This window comes from Pseudoxanthomonas daejeonensis, from assembly GCF_022637495.1.
Classification (GTDB): domain Bacteria; phylum Pseudomonadota; class Gammaproteobacteria; order Xanthomonadales; family Xanthomonadaceae; genus Pseudoxanthomonas; species Pseudoxanthomonas daejeonensis.
This window is the reverse complement of the sequence record NZ_CP093331.1, coordinates 1,867,869-1,884,677: the sequence shown is the minus strand read 5'-3', so window position 1 is coordinate 1,884,677 and position 16,809 is coordinate 1,867,869. Positions and strand designations below refer to the sequence as shown.

Genomic DNA, 16,809 nt, shown 5'->3' with positions numbered 1-16,809 from the left:
GGTCATGTTCCTTTGGCGGCTTGCAGGATGACTCCCGGGTCGTAGCCAGTGCGCATGGCCGGCGCGGGAGCGTCGTCGGCCGGAAGATGCGGCGCCATCGCGCCGCGCAGGTGAAGCAGCACCGCCTGGGTGCGCGGCTGCGGCGCGGATGGCAGCTGCGCCTGCAACGCGAGCAGCTGCCCGCGCGCAGCCTCGACCTGGCCTGCCTGCGCCTGGTCGACCACGTCCATCGCCAGCACCGCGACCCAGGGCATGCGCAGGCCGGCGTCGCCGGGATCGCGGTCAGCGGCGAAATCGCGCTGGAAGCGGGTGATGCCCGCACGACCGGCCGCCGGGCCCTGCTGGGCGAAGGCGATGGCCACTTCCATCCAGCGCGCGCCCATCAGCACGTCCGTGCGCCAGCTGGCCACCGACGGGTCGGTGTCCACCAGCGCGGCGGCGAGCGCAAGCGCCTGCCGGTTGAGCTCTCCGGCTTCCTGCCAGCGGCCATCGAGCATCAGCGCTTCCACGCGCTTGTTGGTGATGGACGCGACCATCTCGCGCCAGAGCTGGTTCTCGGGATCCTCGCCGGCCAGCGCCACGATGGTCTCGTGGCTGGCCCGGGCCGAATCGTGGGCCTGCTGCAGTCGGCCTTCCATCAGCTGCGACTCGGCGATCATCGCCAGCGCCACGGATTTGCCCTCGCGTGCCTTGGCATCGCGCGGGTCGGCGACCAGCATCGTCTCGTAGACATGCAGTTCCTGTTGCCGCTGCAGGGCGGCGTCGCCGAACAGCCAGGACTGCAACAGCGCGTCGCCCAGCCAGGCGTGCGCCTGGGCGAGCGCCCACTGCAGCTCGCGGTCCCCTGGCGCCGCCGCGGCCAGCTCGCGCGACAGCACCAGCGCCTGCTGGAAGTGGTCGGCGGCTTCGGGGTGGCGACCCATCCGCTGCATCAGCGCACCCAGGTTGGTCTGCGAACTGGCGCGTTCGTTGAGCCACTCCGGGCGATGCGGATCCAGCGCGACCAGCTGCGCGGCCAGCCGGTCGTACTCGCGGAAGCCGCGCTCGGCCTGCTCCAGCTCGTTGCGTTGCCAAGGGATGTAGGCGACCCAGTACACGCTCTGGGCGTGGTCGAAGATCCGCTGCGCGTCGTCCGGCGAGCGCGCGAGCAGCTCGGCGGTGGTGCGCTCGGCCTGGACGAACGCTTCGAGCGCTTCTTCGCTGTTGCCGCGCAGTTCGCGCACCTCGCCCACCAGGTGCAGTGCCCGCGAGCGGCGGCCGAGCGCGTCGGCATCGAGCGCATCGATGTCCTGCCGGCCGTAGTAGGTAAGCGCGCGCTGGCCGACCGCGTCGAAGATCTCCAGTCGACCCACCGGTTCAAGCCGGGAGCGCAGGTCGGTGAGCATGAATTCGACCAGGCCGTCGGCCTCGGCGCGCTGGCGTTCGGCTTCGGCCTGGCCGCGCACGGCCATCAGGGCGAGCACCGACATGCTCATGGCCAGCACGACCGCGACCGTCGCCACCGCCGTGATCCGGCGATGGCGACGCGCCGCCTCGCGCTGCACCAGCGCATCCAGCGGCAGGCCGGTGAGGCCGGCGACCAGCTTGAGCTTGGCCATGCGCTTGCCGTCGCCGCCCGGGCGCAGGTCCACCGCGAGCGGCTCGGCCGGTTCGTTGCCGACACTGCCATCGGCGGCCAGGCGCAGGCGCAGCGACGGCGGGTAGCACTCGGACCCGTCATCCGCGCCGGGATGGCCGCTTGCAATCAGCGCCAGCACCCGGCCTTCGCCGTGGAGCTGCTTGAAGTGGCGCACCTCCTCGTCCACCCAGCGCGAGCGCGCCGCCGCCGGCGATGCGACCACCAGCAGGAACATCGACGCCTCCAGCGCCTGGCGCAGGGAGCCGGTGAGATCGCCTGAAGCCGACAGTTCGTCGCGATCGCGGAAGATCGGCGTCAGCCGCGCGGGCACCTCGCCCAGGCCGGTCGTGCGGCCGACCAGCCGCGACGGGATGCGGTAGGTCTCCAGCGCCCGGTGCAGCCACCGCGCCACCGCCGCATCGGCATGGCTGTAGCTGATGAAGGCGCGGTACCCCGACCCATGCGCTGGCATGCAGGTTTCCTCGGACCTCACGGAGGCGCGGGCCTGCCCGGAACGGGTCGGCCGTTTCCCCTGGCGCCTGCTTCGGTAACGCCGTGGGCGCGGCCCAGCGGCCAGATGTCACGCGGGAACCCGGGTACTGCAGCCGGCACACGCCCCGGGCCGGCCAATGCGCCCCTTGATGCTGCGGCGCAACTACACCGACTACGCCCCTTCCACCCCGTAGTCCGCCCACTCGCCTTCGCGGCGGACGCGGCGCATAAGGGTGCGGCTGTGCGGGTCCATGCCGTGCACGCGCACGCGGATGCCGTGGTGGCGGAAGCGCGTCACCACCTTGTCCAGCGCGGCCACCGCGGTGATGTCCCACAGGCGCGCGCCTTCCAGCGCGATCTCCACTTCGCGCCCGGGCAGGCCGCGCGGATCGAACGCATCGATGAATGCATCGGCCGAGGCGAAGAACACCTGGCCGCTCACCCGGTAAGTGCGCAGGCCATCGGCCGCGTCGCTGTGCTCGACATGCAGCAGGCGCGAGACCTTCATCGTGAAGAACACGCCGCTGAGCAGCACGCCCACCGCCACGCCGGCGGCGAGGTTGTGGGTGGCGAGGGTCACCGCCACGGTCGCCAGCATCACCGCGCCGGACAGGCGCGGATGCCGCGCAAGCGCGCCGAAGCTGCGCCAGTCGAAGGTCTCGACGCTGACCATCACCATGATCGCCACCAGCGCAACCACCGGAACCTGCGCCACCCACGGCTTGAGCAGGACCATCAGCACCAGCAGGAACACGCCGGCGAACAGCGTCGACAAGCGCCCGCGGCCGCCGTACTTCACGTTGCTGACCGTCTGGCCGATCATGCCGCAACCGGCAATGCCGCCGAACAGGCTGGCGGCGACGTTGGCCACGCCCAGGCCGGCCGCCTCGCGGTTCTTCGGGCTCGGCGTGTCGGTGAGTTCATCGACCACGCGCGCGGTCATCAGCGACTCAAGCAGGCCGACCATGGCGATGGCCAGCGCCGGCATGGCGATGATCTGAAGCGTCTGCCACGACCACGGCACGTCCGGCAGGCCCAGCCACTGCGGCAGCGCGCCGGGCAGCTGGCCGAGGTCGGCGACGGTCTTCAGCGGCAGGCCCATTGCCACCGACAGGATGCTGAGTACGGCGATGCAGATCAGCGGCGAGGGAATGACCTTCGCACCGGGCAACGGCAGCCTCGGCACGCCATAGATCACCGCCAGGCCCAGCGCCAGCATCGCCCAGGTCGCCGCGTTGGCGCCGTGCAGGTGCGGCAGCTGCGCGGCGAAGATCAGGATTGCCAGCGCATTGACGAAGCCGGTGCGCACCGAACTGCTGACGAAACGCATCAGCACGCCCAGTCGCAACGCGCCGAACAGCAGCTGCACCACGCCGGCCAGCACGCCGGCGGCGAACAGGTACGGCAGGCCGTGCTGCGACACCAGCGGCGCGGCGACCAGCGCAACCGAACCGGCGGCGGCGGTGATCATCGCCGGACGCCCGCCGAACACCGCGATCACCACGCTCAGCACGAAGGAAGCGAACAGCCCCACCTGCGGATCGACGCCGGCGACGAAGGAGAACGCGATGACCTCCGGGATCAGGGCGAAGGTGGCCACCGCGCCGGCCAGCAGCTCGCGCAGCGGATGGGCGCGCCACTGCGCCAGTTCGGATCGGAGGAAGGACATCGCGGCACCCACGGCGTGGCCGCGCCCATGCGGGCGGCGGCGGAAGGATCGGGGCGCGGATTATAGGGGAGGGAGGTGCGGCATCGCGGCGCGCGGCGGACCCACTTCCGCCACATGCCTCGCACAGGCGGAAACTGGCCGGTGGCGCCCCAATTCGCGCCACCGCGACGCCGGCCGGCGCAGGCTGCGGGCTCCCCACGCCACGGAGTCCCCGCATGCTTGCCATCGCCACCGCCACCGCCACGACCACCGGCACCACCGGCATGGACATGCTCATGCTGGTCGGCGCGATCTTCGGCCTGATCCTCACCGTGCTGTGGATCCTGGTGCCGTTCGCGCTGTTCGGGATCAAGCCGCTGTTGCGCGAGCTGATCACCGAGCAGCGCCGCGGCAACGAACTGGCCGCGCGGATTGCGGCCAGCCCCACGCAAGTGGTGGTCGCCACCGATCCGCGCGACCCGCGCGACCCGCGGGTGGAGCCGTACGTCCGCTGAGGACGGGCGCCGCGCGGCGGCACCCGCCCGGGCTGCGATCAGGATTCGTTCGGGCCGCGCACGTGGCGGGCGACATTGCCGTCGGCCATCCGCACTTCCAGCGCGGCGACCTCGCCCGCAGGCGTGCGCTCGAACTGCACGCGGCGGGTCGGGTCGCCCTCGATGAAGTACAGGTCCGTCGCCAGCGGCTGCAGGCGCAGCGGCGGACGGCGGCCCTGGCGCAACTGCAGGCCATCGCCGGCCGCTTCGATCGCGACGACACCGTACTGGCCGACCAGCGCACCGATGGCGGCCGGCGCCTGCGCCGGCGGCTCGATGGTCAGCGCGTCCAGCGACCAGCGCGCGGCCGTGCCGGCGCCCTCCTCGACCAGCCAGGCCAGCGCGAGCTGCTGCGCGCGCCGCAGCGCATCGGCGGAAGCCACCGCCACGTCCGGCTGCACGCCGCTGCCTTCCCAGTTGCCGCCGGTGATCGGGCTGACCGGCGAGCCGGTGGACACGAACACGCTGTAGCCGTCGTCCAGCGGGAACGGCCGCCCGGGGTTGGCCGCACCGCCACTGGCCTCGCCGACCACGGTCGCGCGCCTGGCGTTCTTGAGCGTGTAGGCGAAGGCCTCCGCCGCCGAACCGGTGCGGCCGCTGGTCAGCACGTACAGCGGCAGCTTCGTGCGCGGCGCCGGGTGGGCGGTGACCGGGGCTTCGGACATCGTGCCGCGGCGCGAGTGGAAGGTGTTGTAGATGTCGGCACCGGGCGCGACGAAGGCGCTGGCCAGGTAGCCGACCATCGCCGGCGAACCGCCGCCGTTGTCGCGCAGGTCGATGACCAGCGCATCGGTATTGCCGAGCACCTGCAGCACCGCGTCGATGGCCTGCCGCGCCGGATCGCGCGGATCGTCGAAGTCGATGTCGGCGAAGTAGCGCAGGTCCAGGTAGCCGACGTTGCCCGGCAGCACCTCGGCGCGCCGGATGCCGAAGTTGGTGCGCGCCGGATCGGCGCCCGGGCCCGGCCCGGGGCGCTGTGCCGGCGGCGCATCGGACCAGCGCACGTTGAAGTGCCGGTCCTCGGCCTTGAGCCGGGTCGTCAGCGCGGTGGCCAGGTCCTGCGGGTTGGCGTAGCGGTCGTAGCGCCCGCCGGCGGCGTCGGCGCGCAGCGCCGCGGCGATCACGGTGGCGCGCTGCGGATCGAAGTACGCCTCCTCGATGGTGTCGGCGACCTGCGCGACCGCCTCGCGCGGCGACGCGGCGGCGGCATGGGCGGACACGAGCAGCAGGCAGGCGGCGAACAGCGGGCGGAATCGGAACACGGAAACTCCAGGGGCCACGAGGGCGGAGGCACGGGTCCGGCGACGATGCCGCCCGGCCACGGGGCGCCACAAGTGACCATAGTCCCGGAGACGTCCGTCGGGTGGGGGCCGTGGCCGTGATCGGAGGAAGGACATCGCGGACGCATGGGCGAGGCCTCGCCCATGCGGGCGGAAGGATCGAAGCGCGGGTCACAGGCGCTGGAGTTCGCGGGGCCACGCCCTTCCGGATGTCGATGCCCACCCTGCCCGTCCGTCGTCCTGGCAATCCCTGCGAGAAGAGCCGCCATGCCACGCATGATCTTCGTCAACCTGCCCGTCGCCGACCTTCCCGCCTCCAAAAGGTTCTACGCGGCCCTGGGCTTCGAGAACAATCCGCTGTTCTCCGATGAAACCGCAGCCTGCATGGTCTGGAGCGAGGCGATCCACGTGATGCTGCTCACCCGTGACCGGTGGCGCACGTTCACCGATCGTCCGATCCCGCCATCGACATCGAGCGAGGTGTCGCTTGCGATCTCCCTGGATGATCGCGCGGCGGTCGATGCCATGCTGGCGGCTGCCGCGGCCAATGGCGGCACCGCAGACATCAATCCGGCGCAGGACCTGGGCTTCATGTACGGCCGCGACCTGGCCGATCCGGATGGCCATGTCTGGGGACCGGTCTGGATGGATCAGTCGGCGCTGCCCGACGGCTGAGGCTCAGCGCCCCGTTTGACTACACTCGGTGCCATGAATCCTTTCCTGCGCCGCCTCGCCCGCCTCCCCCACCTCGCCTGCCTCGTCCTGCTGGCCGCCACGCCGGCGTTCGCCGACGAGTACTCCACGCCCGTGGCCACCGTGCGCGTCGCCTTCGACCGCAACGGCGCCACCGATGTGCGCGTCACCGGCCTGGCCGATCCGTCCACTGGACGCGCCGTCACCGCCGACGACCCGGTGCGCATCGCTTCCATCTCCAAGCTGGTGCTGGCGATCGGGGTGATGCGGCTGGTCGAGGCCGGCACGCTGAACCTGGATGCGGACGTCTCGAAGACGCTCGGCTACCCCGTGCGCAACCCGGCCTTCCCCGACACGCCGATCACCCTGCGCCTGCTGCTCTCGCACACCTCCAGCCTGACCGACGGCGCCGGCTACTGGCAGGTGCCGTTCGACGGCCACTTCAAGGACCTGCTCGACGATCCGAAGGCGTGGGACGCCGCGAACGCGCCCGGCGCGTACTGGCGCTATGCCAATGCCGGCTTCCCGCTCATCGCCGGGGTAATGGAACGCGCCACTGGCGAACGCTTCGACCTGCTGATGCAGCGCCTGGTGCTGGCGCCGCTCGGCCTGCGTGCCTGCTACGGCTGGCCCAGCTGCGACGCCGCCACCGCCGCGCGCGCGATAGTGCTGTATGCGGACGGCAAGCCGCAGGTGGACGACCACCAGGGCCGCAAGCCGGCCTGCGGCATCACCAAGGCGCGCGACGGCAGCTGCGACCTGTCGCAGTGGCGCGCCGGCACCAGTTCCAACGTGTTCGGCCCGCAGGGCGGCCTGCGCATTTCGGCCAACGACCTGTCGAAGATCGGCCGCCTGCTGCTGGGCGACGGCGAAGTGGACGGCGTGCGCCTGCTCACGCCCGCGTCGGTCGCGGCGATGATCGGCCCGGAATGGAGCTTCGACGGCCGCAACGGCCTGACCCGGGAAGAGGACGACCCGGTCCGCGCCCGCGGCGGTTTCACCTGCCGCTATGGCCTGGCCGTGCACACGCTCGCGACCGGCCTGCCCGGGTGCGGCGATGATCCGTTCGGCGACGGCATACCGCGCGTGGGCCACAGCGGCAATGCCTATGGCCTGCTCGCCGGCCTGTGGCTGGACCGCAAGGCCGGCACCGGCGTGGTGTATTTCGCCACCGGCAACGACAAGCCCGGACCGGGCACGCACTCGTCGTTCAGTGCGATCGAGGAGACGCTGGCGCGAGGGGAATGACGCCGGGGATGGGTGTCGAGCGTTCCGCACGCCGGTCCGGGAGGGCGGAGCCCGAACGCTCCGCCCACAGTTTCGAGCCGTCGTCCTGCGAGGCTTCGATCAGCCGTCCAGGGTGTCGTTGCGCAGGCGCGATTCCGCTTCGGGCTTGAGGACCTTCAGCAGCTCGGCGGCGGTGTAGCGGCGACCGGTCTGCAGGCCTGCGACGCTGGTGTCGAGCACTTCGTAAACCTCGCGCCGGCCCTTGATCCACAAAAGGCTGGTGTGCAGCGCCGGGATGCGCAGCTGCACCGCTTCGCCATCCGCGTCGGCATTGCCCGCGGCCATGTCGAGCAGCGCGCGACGGAAGCGGCCGGCGCTGGCGGCGTTGGTGATCTGGGCGAAGCGGTTGGTCTCGGCCAGCGTCTCGGCGGAGACGGCACCGGCTTCGGTGGCGATCACCCAGGACCAGGCGGTGAGTCTGGCGCCGTCGCCGAGCTTGCCCTTGGCGAGCTGGTCCAGGCCCAGCGCATAGACCGGGCTGGCGACGACATCGGCATCGGCGACCTCGGCCAGGCTGCGGGCGACACGCATGTTGCCCTTGAGCTCGAAGCGGCCGGCGGCGCGGCCGATCGCGGGCGCGCGCGCTTCGAGCGCGGCGGATCGGGCCAGCGGCGGCAGGCGTTGGCCGAGTTCGGCGGCCGCCGCTTCGGGCGGGGTGGCGAGGGTGATGGGCATGGCAGCTCTCCTTAGCGACCTCAGGGTTCGGTGGTGGCGGTGGCGATCCAGCTGCCAGTGGTGTTGTACGCCGTCTGCAGGGTGTCGTAATCCCACACCGAGGTGGTGCCGAGGCTGGCGTCCGCCGCGCTCGACGCACCCGGGTCGCAGACGATGACGTTACCGCCATCTTCCACGCCGGTGGCGAGCACGGCATGACGGCCGCCGCCGGACCACTGGATACGCATGAACAGCGGTCGCCCGGCAGCCGCCTGGTCGCGCAGCGTGGCGTAGGACACGATGCCATCGGTATGCGTATTGCGATGACCCAGTCCATCCAGCACGCCGGAGGTGTCATCGGGCTGGTTGCAGGTGGTGCTGCTGCCGTTCGTGCAGCAGCCGCTGCGCCCGGGCCGGGTGTTGACCAGCTGGCACTGGGTCAGCGTGGACGCCGGCTGGTAGTAGCGGCGCACGCTGACGTTGACCGCCGCCCAGCACCATTGCGACTGCTGCTGGCGCTGGATGCGGAAGCGCAGGTTCACGTCCACCGGTCGCTCGGCCCAGTAGCCGGCGACGAACGCCGGGCGCCGGCCCTGGGCCATCGCCGCATCGAAGTTGGCCTGGTAGGCGCCGCCGGTCTGGCCGTGGTGGCCGATGGAGGTCGCGGTGCGCTTTTCCCAGAGGCCTGCGTAGGAATCGGTGGTGCCCGAAAGCGCGGCGCCACCGGAGACCAGGTCATAGCCCTGCGCGGCGAGGCTGTCGTGGGCCTGGCGGAAGCCGGCTTCGCTGAGCCCATGCCGCGCGACCCACGCCGGCCCGGTGCTCTTTTCCCACCATGCGATGTAGCGCACGCCGGCGCCGGTGGCATACGGGCACACGCCACGCAGGCGGAAACCCTTGCCGACCCACTTGTCGAATTCGGCCTGGTACTGCGCGCCGGTCAGGCCATGGCGCGCGGCCCATTCGCCGCTGCCACCCTGCTCGTACACGCAGGCGAACAGCGTGTTGCCACCGACGGTAGCGGCGGAAAGGCTCTTCGGACGGAAACCCTTGGGCGCCCACTCGTCGACCGCAGCCTGGTACTGCGCGCCGTTGATGCCGTGGCGTGCGACCCAGCCCGCGCCCGAGACCTTGTGGAAGATGGACGCGTAGCGCGCGGTGGAGCCATCGCGTCCGACGCTGATGCAGACCGGCCGGTAACCCTGCTTCACCACCTCGTCGAAGGTCGCCTGGTACTGCGCGCCGGTCTGTCCATGCCGCGCCACGAACGCAGGACCCGAACCGGATTCGAAACTCGCCATGTATAGAAGCTGTGCCATTGCTCTCCTCCTTGAATGCACATGTCCCCTTTACGACGGTGGCAGGACGGGCCGGCCAGAATCGGCGCACATTTTTTTGCACAAGGAACTGTCCTGTCGGCGCGCGGATTGCGTGCCGCGGTGCCGTCGCAGACTGTGTGCACGCGTCGTCCGGACGCGGCGCGTGGAGTTTTCCCACCTGGCGCGTGGCACAGCGCCTTCGGCGATGAGGGTGCTGAACCTGACCGTTTCGTGCGCCGCGATGCGATCAACGCGGCGTGCCCGGTGCGCAGATGGAAACGGCGTCACCCGGTTCGATGCGTAGCGCGCAAGGCATCGAAGAGCTCCCACGGCCGCCGTATCCGGAACGCCGCCGGCCCCCAGCAGTGCCGGGTTCGCTCAGCAGCAGGACTTCATTCCACCTTGGCGACGTTGAAGCGGAAGCGGTAGTCCTCGTTGTTCCAGCGGGCGGACACCTCGACCACGTAGGGCGGCCGCACCTTCGGTCGGGCGACCACGATGTAGCCGCCATAGGCCTGCTGCGGATCGAGGGTCGTCGACTGCAGGATCGTGTCACCGAGGCGCGCACGGGCCGCATCCAGCTGCTGCCCGACGAAGTCGATGCCCGCCATCGTCGCCGCCGTCGCTGCGGCCGTGCCCGCGGCGGCCAGCGCCGGATCGTAGGTGGTGGTGCTCACCGTGTAGGCGCCGTCGGGCGTGTACAGCGTGGTGTCCGTGGTCTGCCAGGCCTGGTCGTTGGCGGCGTAGACGGCGGCGGCACCGGTCAGCGCGACCGCGAACGCGGCCCAGGCCGCGGCGCTCTGCGCTTCCTGTTCGAGCTGGTCGTAGGTGTAGAGCCGCAGCTCCGCGACACCGGCGCGGGCGGCGAAGTGCTCCGGGCCGAAATCGCTGGGGACGACAAGCTTGTTGTAGCCGGCGACCGCGAAGGTCAGGCGGCCATTGGACGCCACGCCCAGCGGGGTGACCTGGACGGCGCCGTTGGCGCGCTCCAGGTCCGTGGTCGGCAGGCCATTGCCATAAGTGACCATCGCAGCGCCGGTATCGACCGGCGTGATCGAGTACGTCGTGGCACACGACGACAGCATGAGCGCAGCGATGGCGCCCAACAGCATCTTCCCGGACATCGGCTCCCCGCGTTCCGCCCCCTGACGGCCTGCGGTGACTCTAAACCACCGGCAGGCCGGAAGGACCAGGGGCCGGGGTCAGGGTGGGCTTTCCGCACGACCCTGCGCCCGGAGAAGTACGCCCCTGCCCCGCGACCTGCCCGCTCAGCTGAAATCCGCGTCCAGCACGATCCGGTAGCGGGCCTTGCCGGCGCGCAGGTGGTCCATCGCTTCGTTGACGCGGCTCATCGGGAAGTGTTCGGTCTTCGGTTCAACGCCGTGGCGTGCGGCGAAGCCGAGCATGGTGTCGATCGCGCCGCGCGAGCCGGTGGGCGAACCCGAGACCGCCTTCTGGCCCATGAGCAGCGGGAACACCGACACCGCGATCGGTTCCAGCACCGCGCCGACAACGTGCAGCCGGCCCTTGGGCGCCAGCGCGGCGAGCAGGCCGTTCCAGTCCAGCGGCACGTTCACCGTGTCGATGATCAGGTCGAAGGTGCCTGCGAGTTTTTCCAGCGCGGCGGCATCGCCGGTGGTGACCACGTGGTGGGCGCCGAACGCGCGCGCCTCTTCTTCCTTCGACGCACTGGTGGTGAATGCGGTGACCTCGCAGCCCCAGGCGCGGCAGAACTTCAGCGCCATGTGGCCCAGGCCGCCGATGCCGATCACGCCAACGCGCGCGGTCGGCGAAATGCCCAGTTCGCGCAACGGCGCGAACACGGTGATGCCGCCGCACAGCAGCGGCCCGCATTCGGCCGGATCCAGGCCCTCGGGGATCGGCATCACCCAGACCCAGTGCGCGCGCACCTTGTCGGCGAAGCCGCCATGGCGACCGCCGATCGTCGGCTGCAGCTCGCGGCACAGGTGCTGGTTGCCGGCCAGGCAGGGATCGCAGTGCAGGCAGCTGCGTGCGTTCCAGCCCAGGCCCACGCGCTGGCCCATCACCACGCCCTTGGCGTTCGCGCCCAGCGCGGTGACCCGTCCCACCGCCTCGTGGCCGGGCACGAACGGGTACTGGGTGAAGCCCCATTCGTTGTCGAGCATCGACAGGTCCGAGTGGCAGATGCCGCAGTGCTCGATCGTGATCTCGACGTCCTCGGCGCCCAGCGGGCCCGGGTCGTATTCGAAGGGTTCGAGGGCGGCACCGGGTTTCGCGGCGGCCCATGCGCGGTAGCGGGTCATGACGTTCCTTCCTGCGGCTGGCGGATGGAGCGGAAGATACTCCGCCTGGACAAGGCGCGCGCCGCCGCCGAGGCACCTTCCGGGAAGGCGCACCCGGACTCCGCTTCCAGGCGCCTCGGCTCCAGCCTCAGCGCAAGTCGACCTTGCCGACCTTGTCCTCGTAGTCCTTCTTCGGATCGATGCCCATCAGCATCTTCACCCCGGCCAGCAGGTTGTTCTCGTTGAGCCAGACCTCGCCCTGGTCCGGGTCCAGGCGCAACAGCGCCAGCTTCGGGTCGTCCTTGCCTTCGTACCAGGCGGCCACGAACGGATTCCACAAGCGCTCGACCACCGCACGGTCGGTGTCGACCACGAGCATGCCGCCGATGCTGGCGAACAGGTGGTGGCCCTTGCCTGCGAACGCGGCGGTCGCGCGCTGCGGCGTGGACAGCTGGCGTACCAGTGCATTGTCGGTGGAGGTGAAGAACCAGATCGGACCGCGTTCGTCGTGTTCGAGCTGTGCGGTCATCGGGCGGGTGTGGCCGCCCTCCAGCCCGTCCACGCCGAGCATCACGGTCATGTCGGACTTCAGGGTCTTCCAGAATTTCTTTTCAAGTTCGGCGTTGTCGGTCATGGCGGGGTTTCCCGTCGGGATTGGACGACCACGCTAGGCGACCCGGGCGGGAGGCGCCGTGAAGTTTTGCGCCTTAGATGTACGCGCGTACCAGACCGGGATCGGCGAACCGTGGCCACGGTGCACTTGCCTGACAGGTTTTCGCCCGCGCCACCGCTTCACGGACGAAAGACGCGCGAGTCCCTAGGTTCTCCTCCAGCATCGCCTCGATGCCATCCACAACCTCGTTCGCCGCCGAGCGCCACCCCGACAGGAGAACACCATGATCAAGTGGGCCATCATTTTCGCCGTCATCGGCCTCATTGCCGGGGTGCTGGGCTTCGGCGGCATTGCCGGCGGCGCCATGGGCATTGCGAAATTCCTGTTCATCGCCGCGCTCGTCATCGCGGCCGTCCTGTTCCTGCTCGGCGTGACCATCTTCAAGAAGGTGACGTAACGCGAGGGCGGGAAGCGGCCGAAGAACCGGGGCAGCGTTTCCCCGTCCAAGCGCACGGTTTCGGATACCGGAACGGTTATCGCGGACGACATGTTTGGCCATGGGTTGGCGCGCGTCAGGCTGGCACTCTTGCAGGCTCCGACTTCCCCGGCCCGATGGATGCCCCGATGACCTTCCGCCCGCTCCGCCCCCCGTTCCGGCCCACGGCATTGCTCCTGGGCCTGCTGTTCCTGCTTGCGACCGCCGCACACGCCGCTCCGCCCGCGCCGAAGCAGACCTTCGTCCTCGTCCACGGCGCCACTGCCGGCGCCTGGGAATGGAAGCGCACCGGCCAGTTCCTCACCGACGACGGCCACACCGTCTACCGCGCCACCCTCACCGGCCTGGGCGAGCGCGAGCACCTCAACAGCGCCGCCATCGACCTGCAGACCCACATCGACGACGTGGTCAACCTGATCCTGTTCGAGGACCTGCACGACGTCGTGCTCACCGGTCACAGCTACGGCGGCATGGTGGTCACCGGGGTGATGGACCGGATCCCCGAGCGCATCCGCCACGTGGTGTTCCTCGATGCGGCCGTGCCGCAGGACGGCCAGTCGATCTGGGACCTGTTCGGCAGCCGCGGTCCGCTTCCGGCCGACCGCTTCCGCGACGGCTTCATGCAGGTGCCGTGGGTCAAGCCCGGCGACAAGCCGCCGTACAGCGTCAAGCAGTCGATCAAGTGCTTCGAGCAGCCGGTGTCGTACCGCAATCCGGCCGCGCTGGCGCTGCCGGTGACGTACGTGGCCTTCGTGCCGAAGGACCAGAAGATCGAGGAGCGCGCCAGGACCGACAAGAGCTGGCAGAACGCCGATGCGCGCGGCTGGACGATGCGCACCTTCCCCGGCGGGCACGTGGCCCAGCAGGAGGACCCGCGTGGCGTGGCGACGCTGATCGAGGCGTCGGTCAACGATCGCAACCGCGCTGTTGGTGCGGCGGCGGCCAGCGCCAAGGCGGCCGGGACGGCGGCGGAGTAGTTCCGCCGCGCGCTCCGGCGCCCCCCGGGGGCCAACACGTGTCGCGCCGGATGGGCCAGGCGCAATGCCGGCCTCGGGGTTACCGCCCGCGCAACGACGAACGGGTCGTGACGTCAGACACCGCGTCCTGCGTCAGTCTTCGATGGCTTCCACGCCCTGCCGATCCAGTTCCGCGAGGCTGGCGCGCATGGTCGCCTGCGGGTTGCGCAGGAAGGTCTTGCCGGCGGCGCGCTGGTCGTAGGTGACGAGCGTGAAGTGTTCCTCCAGCGGCCGCGAGAACTGCCACAGCGTCGGCGTCAGCGGCGAGGCCGGCCCGCCATGCACGAACAGGATCACCGGATTGGCGCGGTCCTGCCCGCGCGCGGTCACCCACTGGGCGATGCCGCCGGCCTCCTGCGTCCAGGCTTCCTGCACGCCCTCCGGCGCGACGATGCGACCGAGATCGGCCACGATCCTGCACGCATCGCCAAAGCGCTCGCTTGTATCCGGGCAGCTTTCGGCCGCCCGCAGCGGCCCGGCGGCCAACAGCACCAGCAACGCGATCCAGCCCTGCATCCTGCGCATGCATGCACTCCGTTTCGTTGAGTTCCGGCGCAGTCTAGGAGCCGCAAAAGTCCTTCCCATGTGCCGCAAGTCGTGTCCGATAAAGCGGACACCGTGCGGACGGTGCGGACAGTCGAAGATGACGCCGTGCCGGGACCGATTCGGCGTCACACCACCGTATAGCCGCCATCGATCAGGTAGTAGCCGCCGGTGATGAACGAGGCTTCGGCCGAGAGCAGGAACACCACCAGCGCGGCGACTTCATCCGCCCGGCCCAGCCGTCCCAGCGGATGTTTGGCCACCAGCGCCGCCTTCTGCTCGGCAGGCAGGGCATCGAGCAGCGGCGTGTCGATGTAGCCCGGGCCGATGCAGTTGATGCGCAGGCCCTGCGGTCCGTACTCGGCGGCCGCATTGCGCGTCACCCCGACCACGCCGTGCTTGGCGGCCGTGTAGGCGCTGTTGCCGGGCGCCGCGACCATGCCGTGGATCGAGGCCATGTTGACGATCGCGCACTCGCCCGCGCCGGCCTCCAGCATCTTCGGGATCTGGTAACGCATCCCGTACAGCACGCCGTTGAGGTTGATGTCGATCACCCGCTGCCAGTCGGCCACGTCCAGCTCGCCCACCGGCGCCTGCGCCCCGCCGATGCCGGCGTTGTTCACCGCGTAATGCAGCGCGCCGTACTCGGACACCGCGCGCTCCACCACCGCGGCGTTGTCCTGGGGCCGCGCCGTGTCCTGGCGGATCGCAATACCGGTGCCGGAGGCGGCGACGATCTCGCCGACCACCCGCTCCACCGCCTCCTGGTGGATGTCGGTCGCCACGACCTTCGCGCCGCGCGCCGCCAGCGCCCTGGCGATCGCCTCGCCCAACCCGGAACCGGCGCCGGTGACCAGCGCGACCTTGCCTTCGAACCCTGCCATGAGCCTTCTCCAGTCGTGACGCCCGCTGGCGCCAATGCGGTCGGTGCGCGGCGCGTCTTTACGCATTGACGGCGTCCGCCCGAAGACTGGAGCGTAGGTGCCGCGCGATTACGGGCCCGTGTACGCGTGCGGCCGGCCTGTCGCGGTCCGGTTGCGGCGCTCGATCGTGGAACCTCAGGCAAGGCGGCCACGTGGAACCTCCCGCAGCCCGGGTTATCCACAGAAACGGAGCTTTTTGCCTCACACGCGGAGAAAAAAGCCTCGACGTCGGACAAAATTTCACCAACGCCGGAGCTCCGGGCTCGACGGCCGGAGCAAAAAGCTCGGGCGCCGGACAAAATTTCACCATCGATGGAGCCCGGAGCTCGGCGGCCGGAGCAAAAAGCTCGGGCGCCGGACAAATTTTCACCATCATCGGAGCCCGGAGCTCGGCGGCCCGAGCAAAACGCTCCGACGTCGGAGCTCTTTGCTCCGACGACCTGAGGCCAGTCCGGGGCTTCACTCAACCGGAAAGCGGCCCCCGCCCCGGCTCCTGCGCCTCCAGGTCGGCGTTTGCACCATGTATCCATCAGGATACAATCCAGCAGTGAAGAAGATCGAGCAAACCGAGGACTTCGCCCAATGGCTGCGCAGGTTGCGCGACACACGTGCGAAGGCGCTCATCACTGAACGCATTGTGCGGATAGCCCGCGGGTTGGCGGGAGACGTAAAAGCGCTGGCTGGCGGCCTGTTCGAGATGCGCGTTCATCACGGCCCGGGCTATCGCGTCTACTTCACGGAACGCAGTGGCGACCTGGTGATCCTCCTGTGCGGTGGCGACAAAGGGTCGCAACGCTCCGATATTGCCAAAGCGAGGGAGCTGGCAAAGAACCTCTAGCTTTCTGCGGCATGCTAGATCACAAGCAACGAAACACCCAAGACACGAAGTGACGAAATGACCAAAACCTCTACGTTCAAGTTCGATCCCGCCGAGTATCTGGACGATGTGGATGCGATGGCGAGCTATCTGTCCGAGGCGCTGGAAAGTGGCGATGCCACCCATTTCCAGGAAGCCGTCCAGACCGTCGCCCGCGCCAGGGGAATGGCCAGGATCGCGGAAGAGTCCGGCCTGGGCCGCGAGAGCCTGTACAAGTCGCTGCGCCCTGAAGCAGCGCCCCGCTTCGATACGATGCAGCGCATCCTCAAGGCGGTGGGCGTGACCCTTCGGCTTGAGCCAACCCGGGAGGCCGCTCGCGCCTCCAAGGGTGGAAAGTCCGCCACGCCATCGATGACGGCCAAGCGCATGCCCATCAAGCCGGCTGCGGTGAAGAAAGCTGGCCGCAAGAAAGCAGCCGGCAAGGCGCCGCCGAAGAAGCCAGCCGCCAAATCCGCTGCACCTCGATCAAGGGCGACTGCGTAACCTGCAACCAGGTCATCTGTCTCCAACGGACGGCATCGCCGCACCGGCA

At 69.8% G+C, this 16,809-nt stretch carries 17 protein-coding genes; 7 read left to right on the top strand and 10 right to left on the bottom strand.

What is annotated here, in order from left to right; genetic code table 11:
- Window positions 1-2 precede the first annotated feature (2 nt).
- Window positions 3-2,090 carry a toll/interleukin-1 receptor domain-containing protein gene (locus tag MNQ95_RS08405; protein WP_241952579.1) on the bottom strand — a complete coding sequence of 696 codons (2,088 nt, stop codon included), beginning with the start codon at window positions 2,088-2,090 and terminating at the stop codon, window positions 3-5.
- Window positions 2,091-2,282: 192 nt separating this feature from the next.
- Window positions 2,283-3,779 carry a SulP family inorganic anion transporter gene (locus MNQ95_RS08400; protein ID WP_241952578.1) on the bottom strand — a complete coding sequence of 499 codons (1,497 nt, stop codon included), beginning with the start codon at window positions 3,777-3,779 and terminating at the stop codon, window positions 2,283-2,285.
- Between the two features lie 215 nt (window positions 3,780-3,994).
- On the opposite strand from MNQ95_RS08400, the gene MNQ95_RS08395 reads away from it, so the two are divergent.
- Window positions 3,995-4,273: a hypothetical protein gene (locus MNQ95_RS08395; RefSeq protein WP_238390314.1), complete on the top strand. Its 279-nt coding sequence runs from the start codon at window positions 3,995-3,997 to the stop codon at window positions 4,271-4,273.
- Between the two features lie 38 nt (window positions 4,274-4,311).
- Here the strand turns inward: MNQ95_RS08395 and MNQ95_RS08390 are convergent, their stop codons facing one another.
- Entirely contained in the window at window positions 4,312-5,574 is a 1,263-nt protein-coding gene (locus MNQ95_RS08390) for a S41 family peptidase (protein WP_241952577.1), read from the bottom strand.
- A 285-nt stretch (window positions 5,575-5,859) separates the two neighbouring features.
- Between MNQ95_RS08390 and MNQ95_RS08385 the strand changes: the two genes are divergently transcribed.
- Both MNQ95_RS08385 and MNQ95_RS08380 read left to right on the top strand, forming a co-directional pair.
- Window positions 5,860-6,267 carry a VOC family protein gene (locus MNQ95_RS08385; RefSeq protein ID WP_241952576.1) on the top strand — a complete coding sequence of 136 codons (408 nt, stop codon included), beginning with the start codon at window positions 5,860-5,862 and terminating at the stop codon, window positions 6,265-6,267.
- Between the two features lie 33 nt (window positions 6,268-6,300).
- Window positions 6,301-7,533, top strand: a complete 1,233-nt coding sequence (locus tag MNQ95_RS08380) for a serine hydrolase domain-containing protein (RefSeq protein WP_241952575.1) — start codon at window positions 6,301-6,303, stop codon at window positions 7,531-7,533.
- Window positions 7,534-7,632: 99 nt separating this feature from the next.
- Here the strand turns inward: MNQ95_RS08380 and MNQ95_RS08375 are convergent, their stop codons facing one another.
- The 5 genes from MNQ95_RS08375 to MNQ95_RS08355 form a co-directional block, all read right to left on the bottom strand.
- Window positions 7,633-8,247 carry a hypothetical protein gene (locus MNQ95_RS08375; RefSeq protein WP_241952574.1) on the bottom strand — a complete coding sequence of 205 codons (615 nt, stop codon included), beginning with the start codon at window positions 8,245-8,247 and terminating at the stop codon, window positions 7,633-7,635.
- 20 nt (window positions 8,248-8,267) lie between these two features.
- Window positions 8,268-9,545: a papain-like cysteine protease family protein gene (locus tag MNQ95_RS08370; protein WP_241952573.1), complete on the bottom strand. Its 1,278-nt coding sequence runs from the start codon at window positions 9,543-9,545 to the stop codon at window positions 8,268-8,270.
- Between the two features lie 392 nt (window positions 9,546-9,937).
- On the bottom strand, window positions 9,938-10,669 hold the full coding sequence (locus MNQ95_RS08365) for a hypothetical protein (protein ID WP_241952572.1): 732 nt from the start codon (window positions 10,667-10,669) through the stop codon (window positions 9,938-9,940).
- Between the two features lie 144 nt (window positions 10,670-10,813).
- Window positions 10,814-11,830, bottom strand: coding sequence for an NADPH-dependent aldehyde reductase Ahr (gene ahr, locus MNQ95_RS08360; RefSeq protein ID WP_241952571.1), 1,017 nt, complete (start codon window positions 11,828-11,830; stop codon window positions 10,814-10,816).
- Between the two features lie 127 nt (window positions 11,831-11,957).
- Entirely contained in the window at window positions 11,958-12,443 is a 486-nt protein-coding gene (locus MNQ95_RS08355; RefSeq protein WP_162409943.1) for a pyridoxamine 5'-phosphate oxidase family protein, read from the bottom strand.
- A gap of 262 nt (window positions 12,444-12,705) precedes the next feature.
- Between MNQ95_RS08355 and MNQ95_RS08350 the strand changes: the two genes are divergently transcribed.
- Both MNQ95_RS08350 and MNQ95_RS08345 read left to right on the top strand, forming a co-directional pair.
- Window positions 12,706-12,879: a DUF1328 family protein gene (locus MNQ95_RS08350; RefSeq protein WP_162409944.1), complete on the top strand. Its 174-nt coding sequence runs from the start codon at window positions 12,706-12,708 to the stop codon at window positions 12,877-12,879.
- A gap of 167 nt (window positions 12,880-13,046) precedes the next feature.
- Window positions 13,047-13,895 (top strand): alpha/beta fold hydrolase, encoded by an 849-nt coding sequence (locus MNQ95_RS08345; protein ID WP_241952570.1) that lies wholly within the window; start codon window positions 13,047-13,049, stop codon window positions 13,893-13,895.
- A 132-nt stretch (window positions 13,896-14,027) separates the two neighbouring features.
- On the opposite strand, the gene MNQ95_RS08340 is transcribed toward MNQ95_RS08345, so the two are convergent.
- Together MNQ95_RS08340 and MNQ95_RS08335 are read right to left on the bottom strand one after the other, a co-directional pair.
- Window positions 14,028-14,459 carry an alpha/beta fold hydrolase gene (locus tag MNQ95_RS08340; RefSeq protein WP_241952569.1) on the bottom strand — a complete coding sequence of 144 codons (432 nt, stop codon included), beginning with the start codon at window positions 14,457-14,459 and terminating at the stop codon, window positions 14,028-14,030.
- A 146-nt stretch (window positions 14,460-14,605) separates the two neighbouring features.
- A complete protein-coding gene (locus MNQ95_RS08335) occupies window positions 14,606-15,361 on the bottom strand; it encodes an SDR family NAD(P)-dependent oxidoreductase (protein WP_241952568.1) in 756 nt (251 codons plus the stop codon).
- A 586-nt stretch (window positions 15,362-15,947) separates the two neighbouring features.
- Here MNQ95_RS08335 and MNQ95_RS08330 point away from each other — a divergent pair.
- On the top strand, window positions 15,948-16,238 hold the full coding sequence (locus MNQ95_RS08330) for a type II toxin-antitoxin system RelE/ParE family toxin (protein WP_241952567.1): 291 nt from the start codon (window positions 15,948-15,950) through the stop codon (window positions 16,236-16,238).
- 57 nt (window positions 16,239-16,295) lie between these two features.
- A complete protein-coding gene (locus MNQ95_RS08325) occupies window positions 16,296-16,760 on the top strand; it encodes an addiction module antidote protein (protein WP_241952566.1) in 465 nt (154 codons plus the stop codon).
- Window positions 16,761-16,809: the final 49 nt, after the last annotated feature.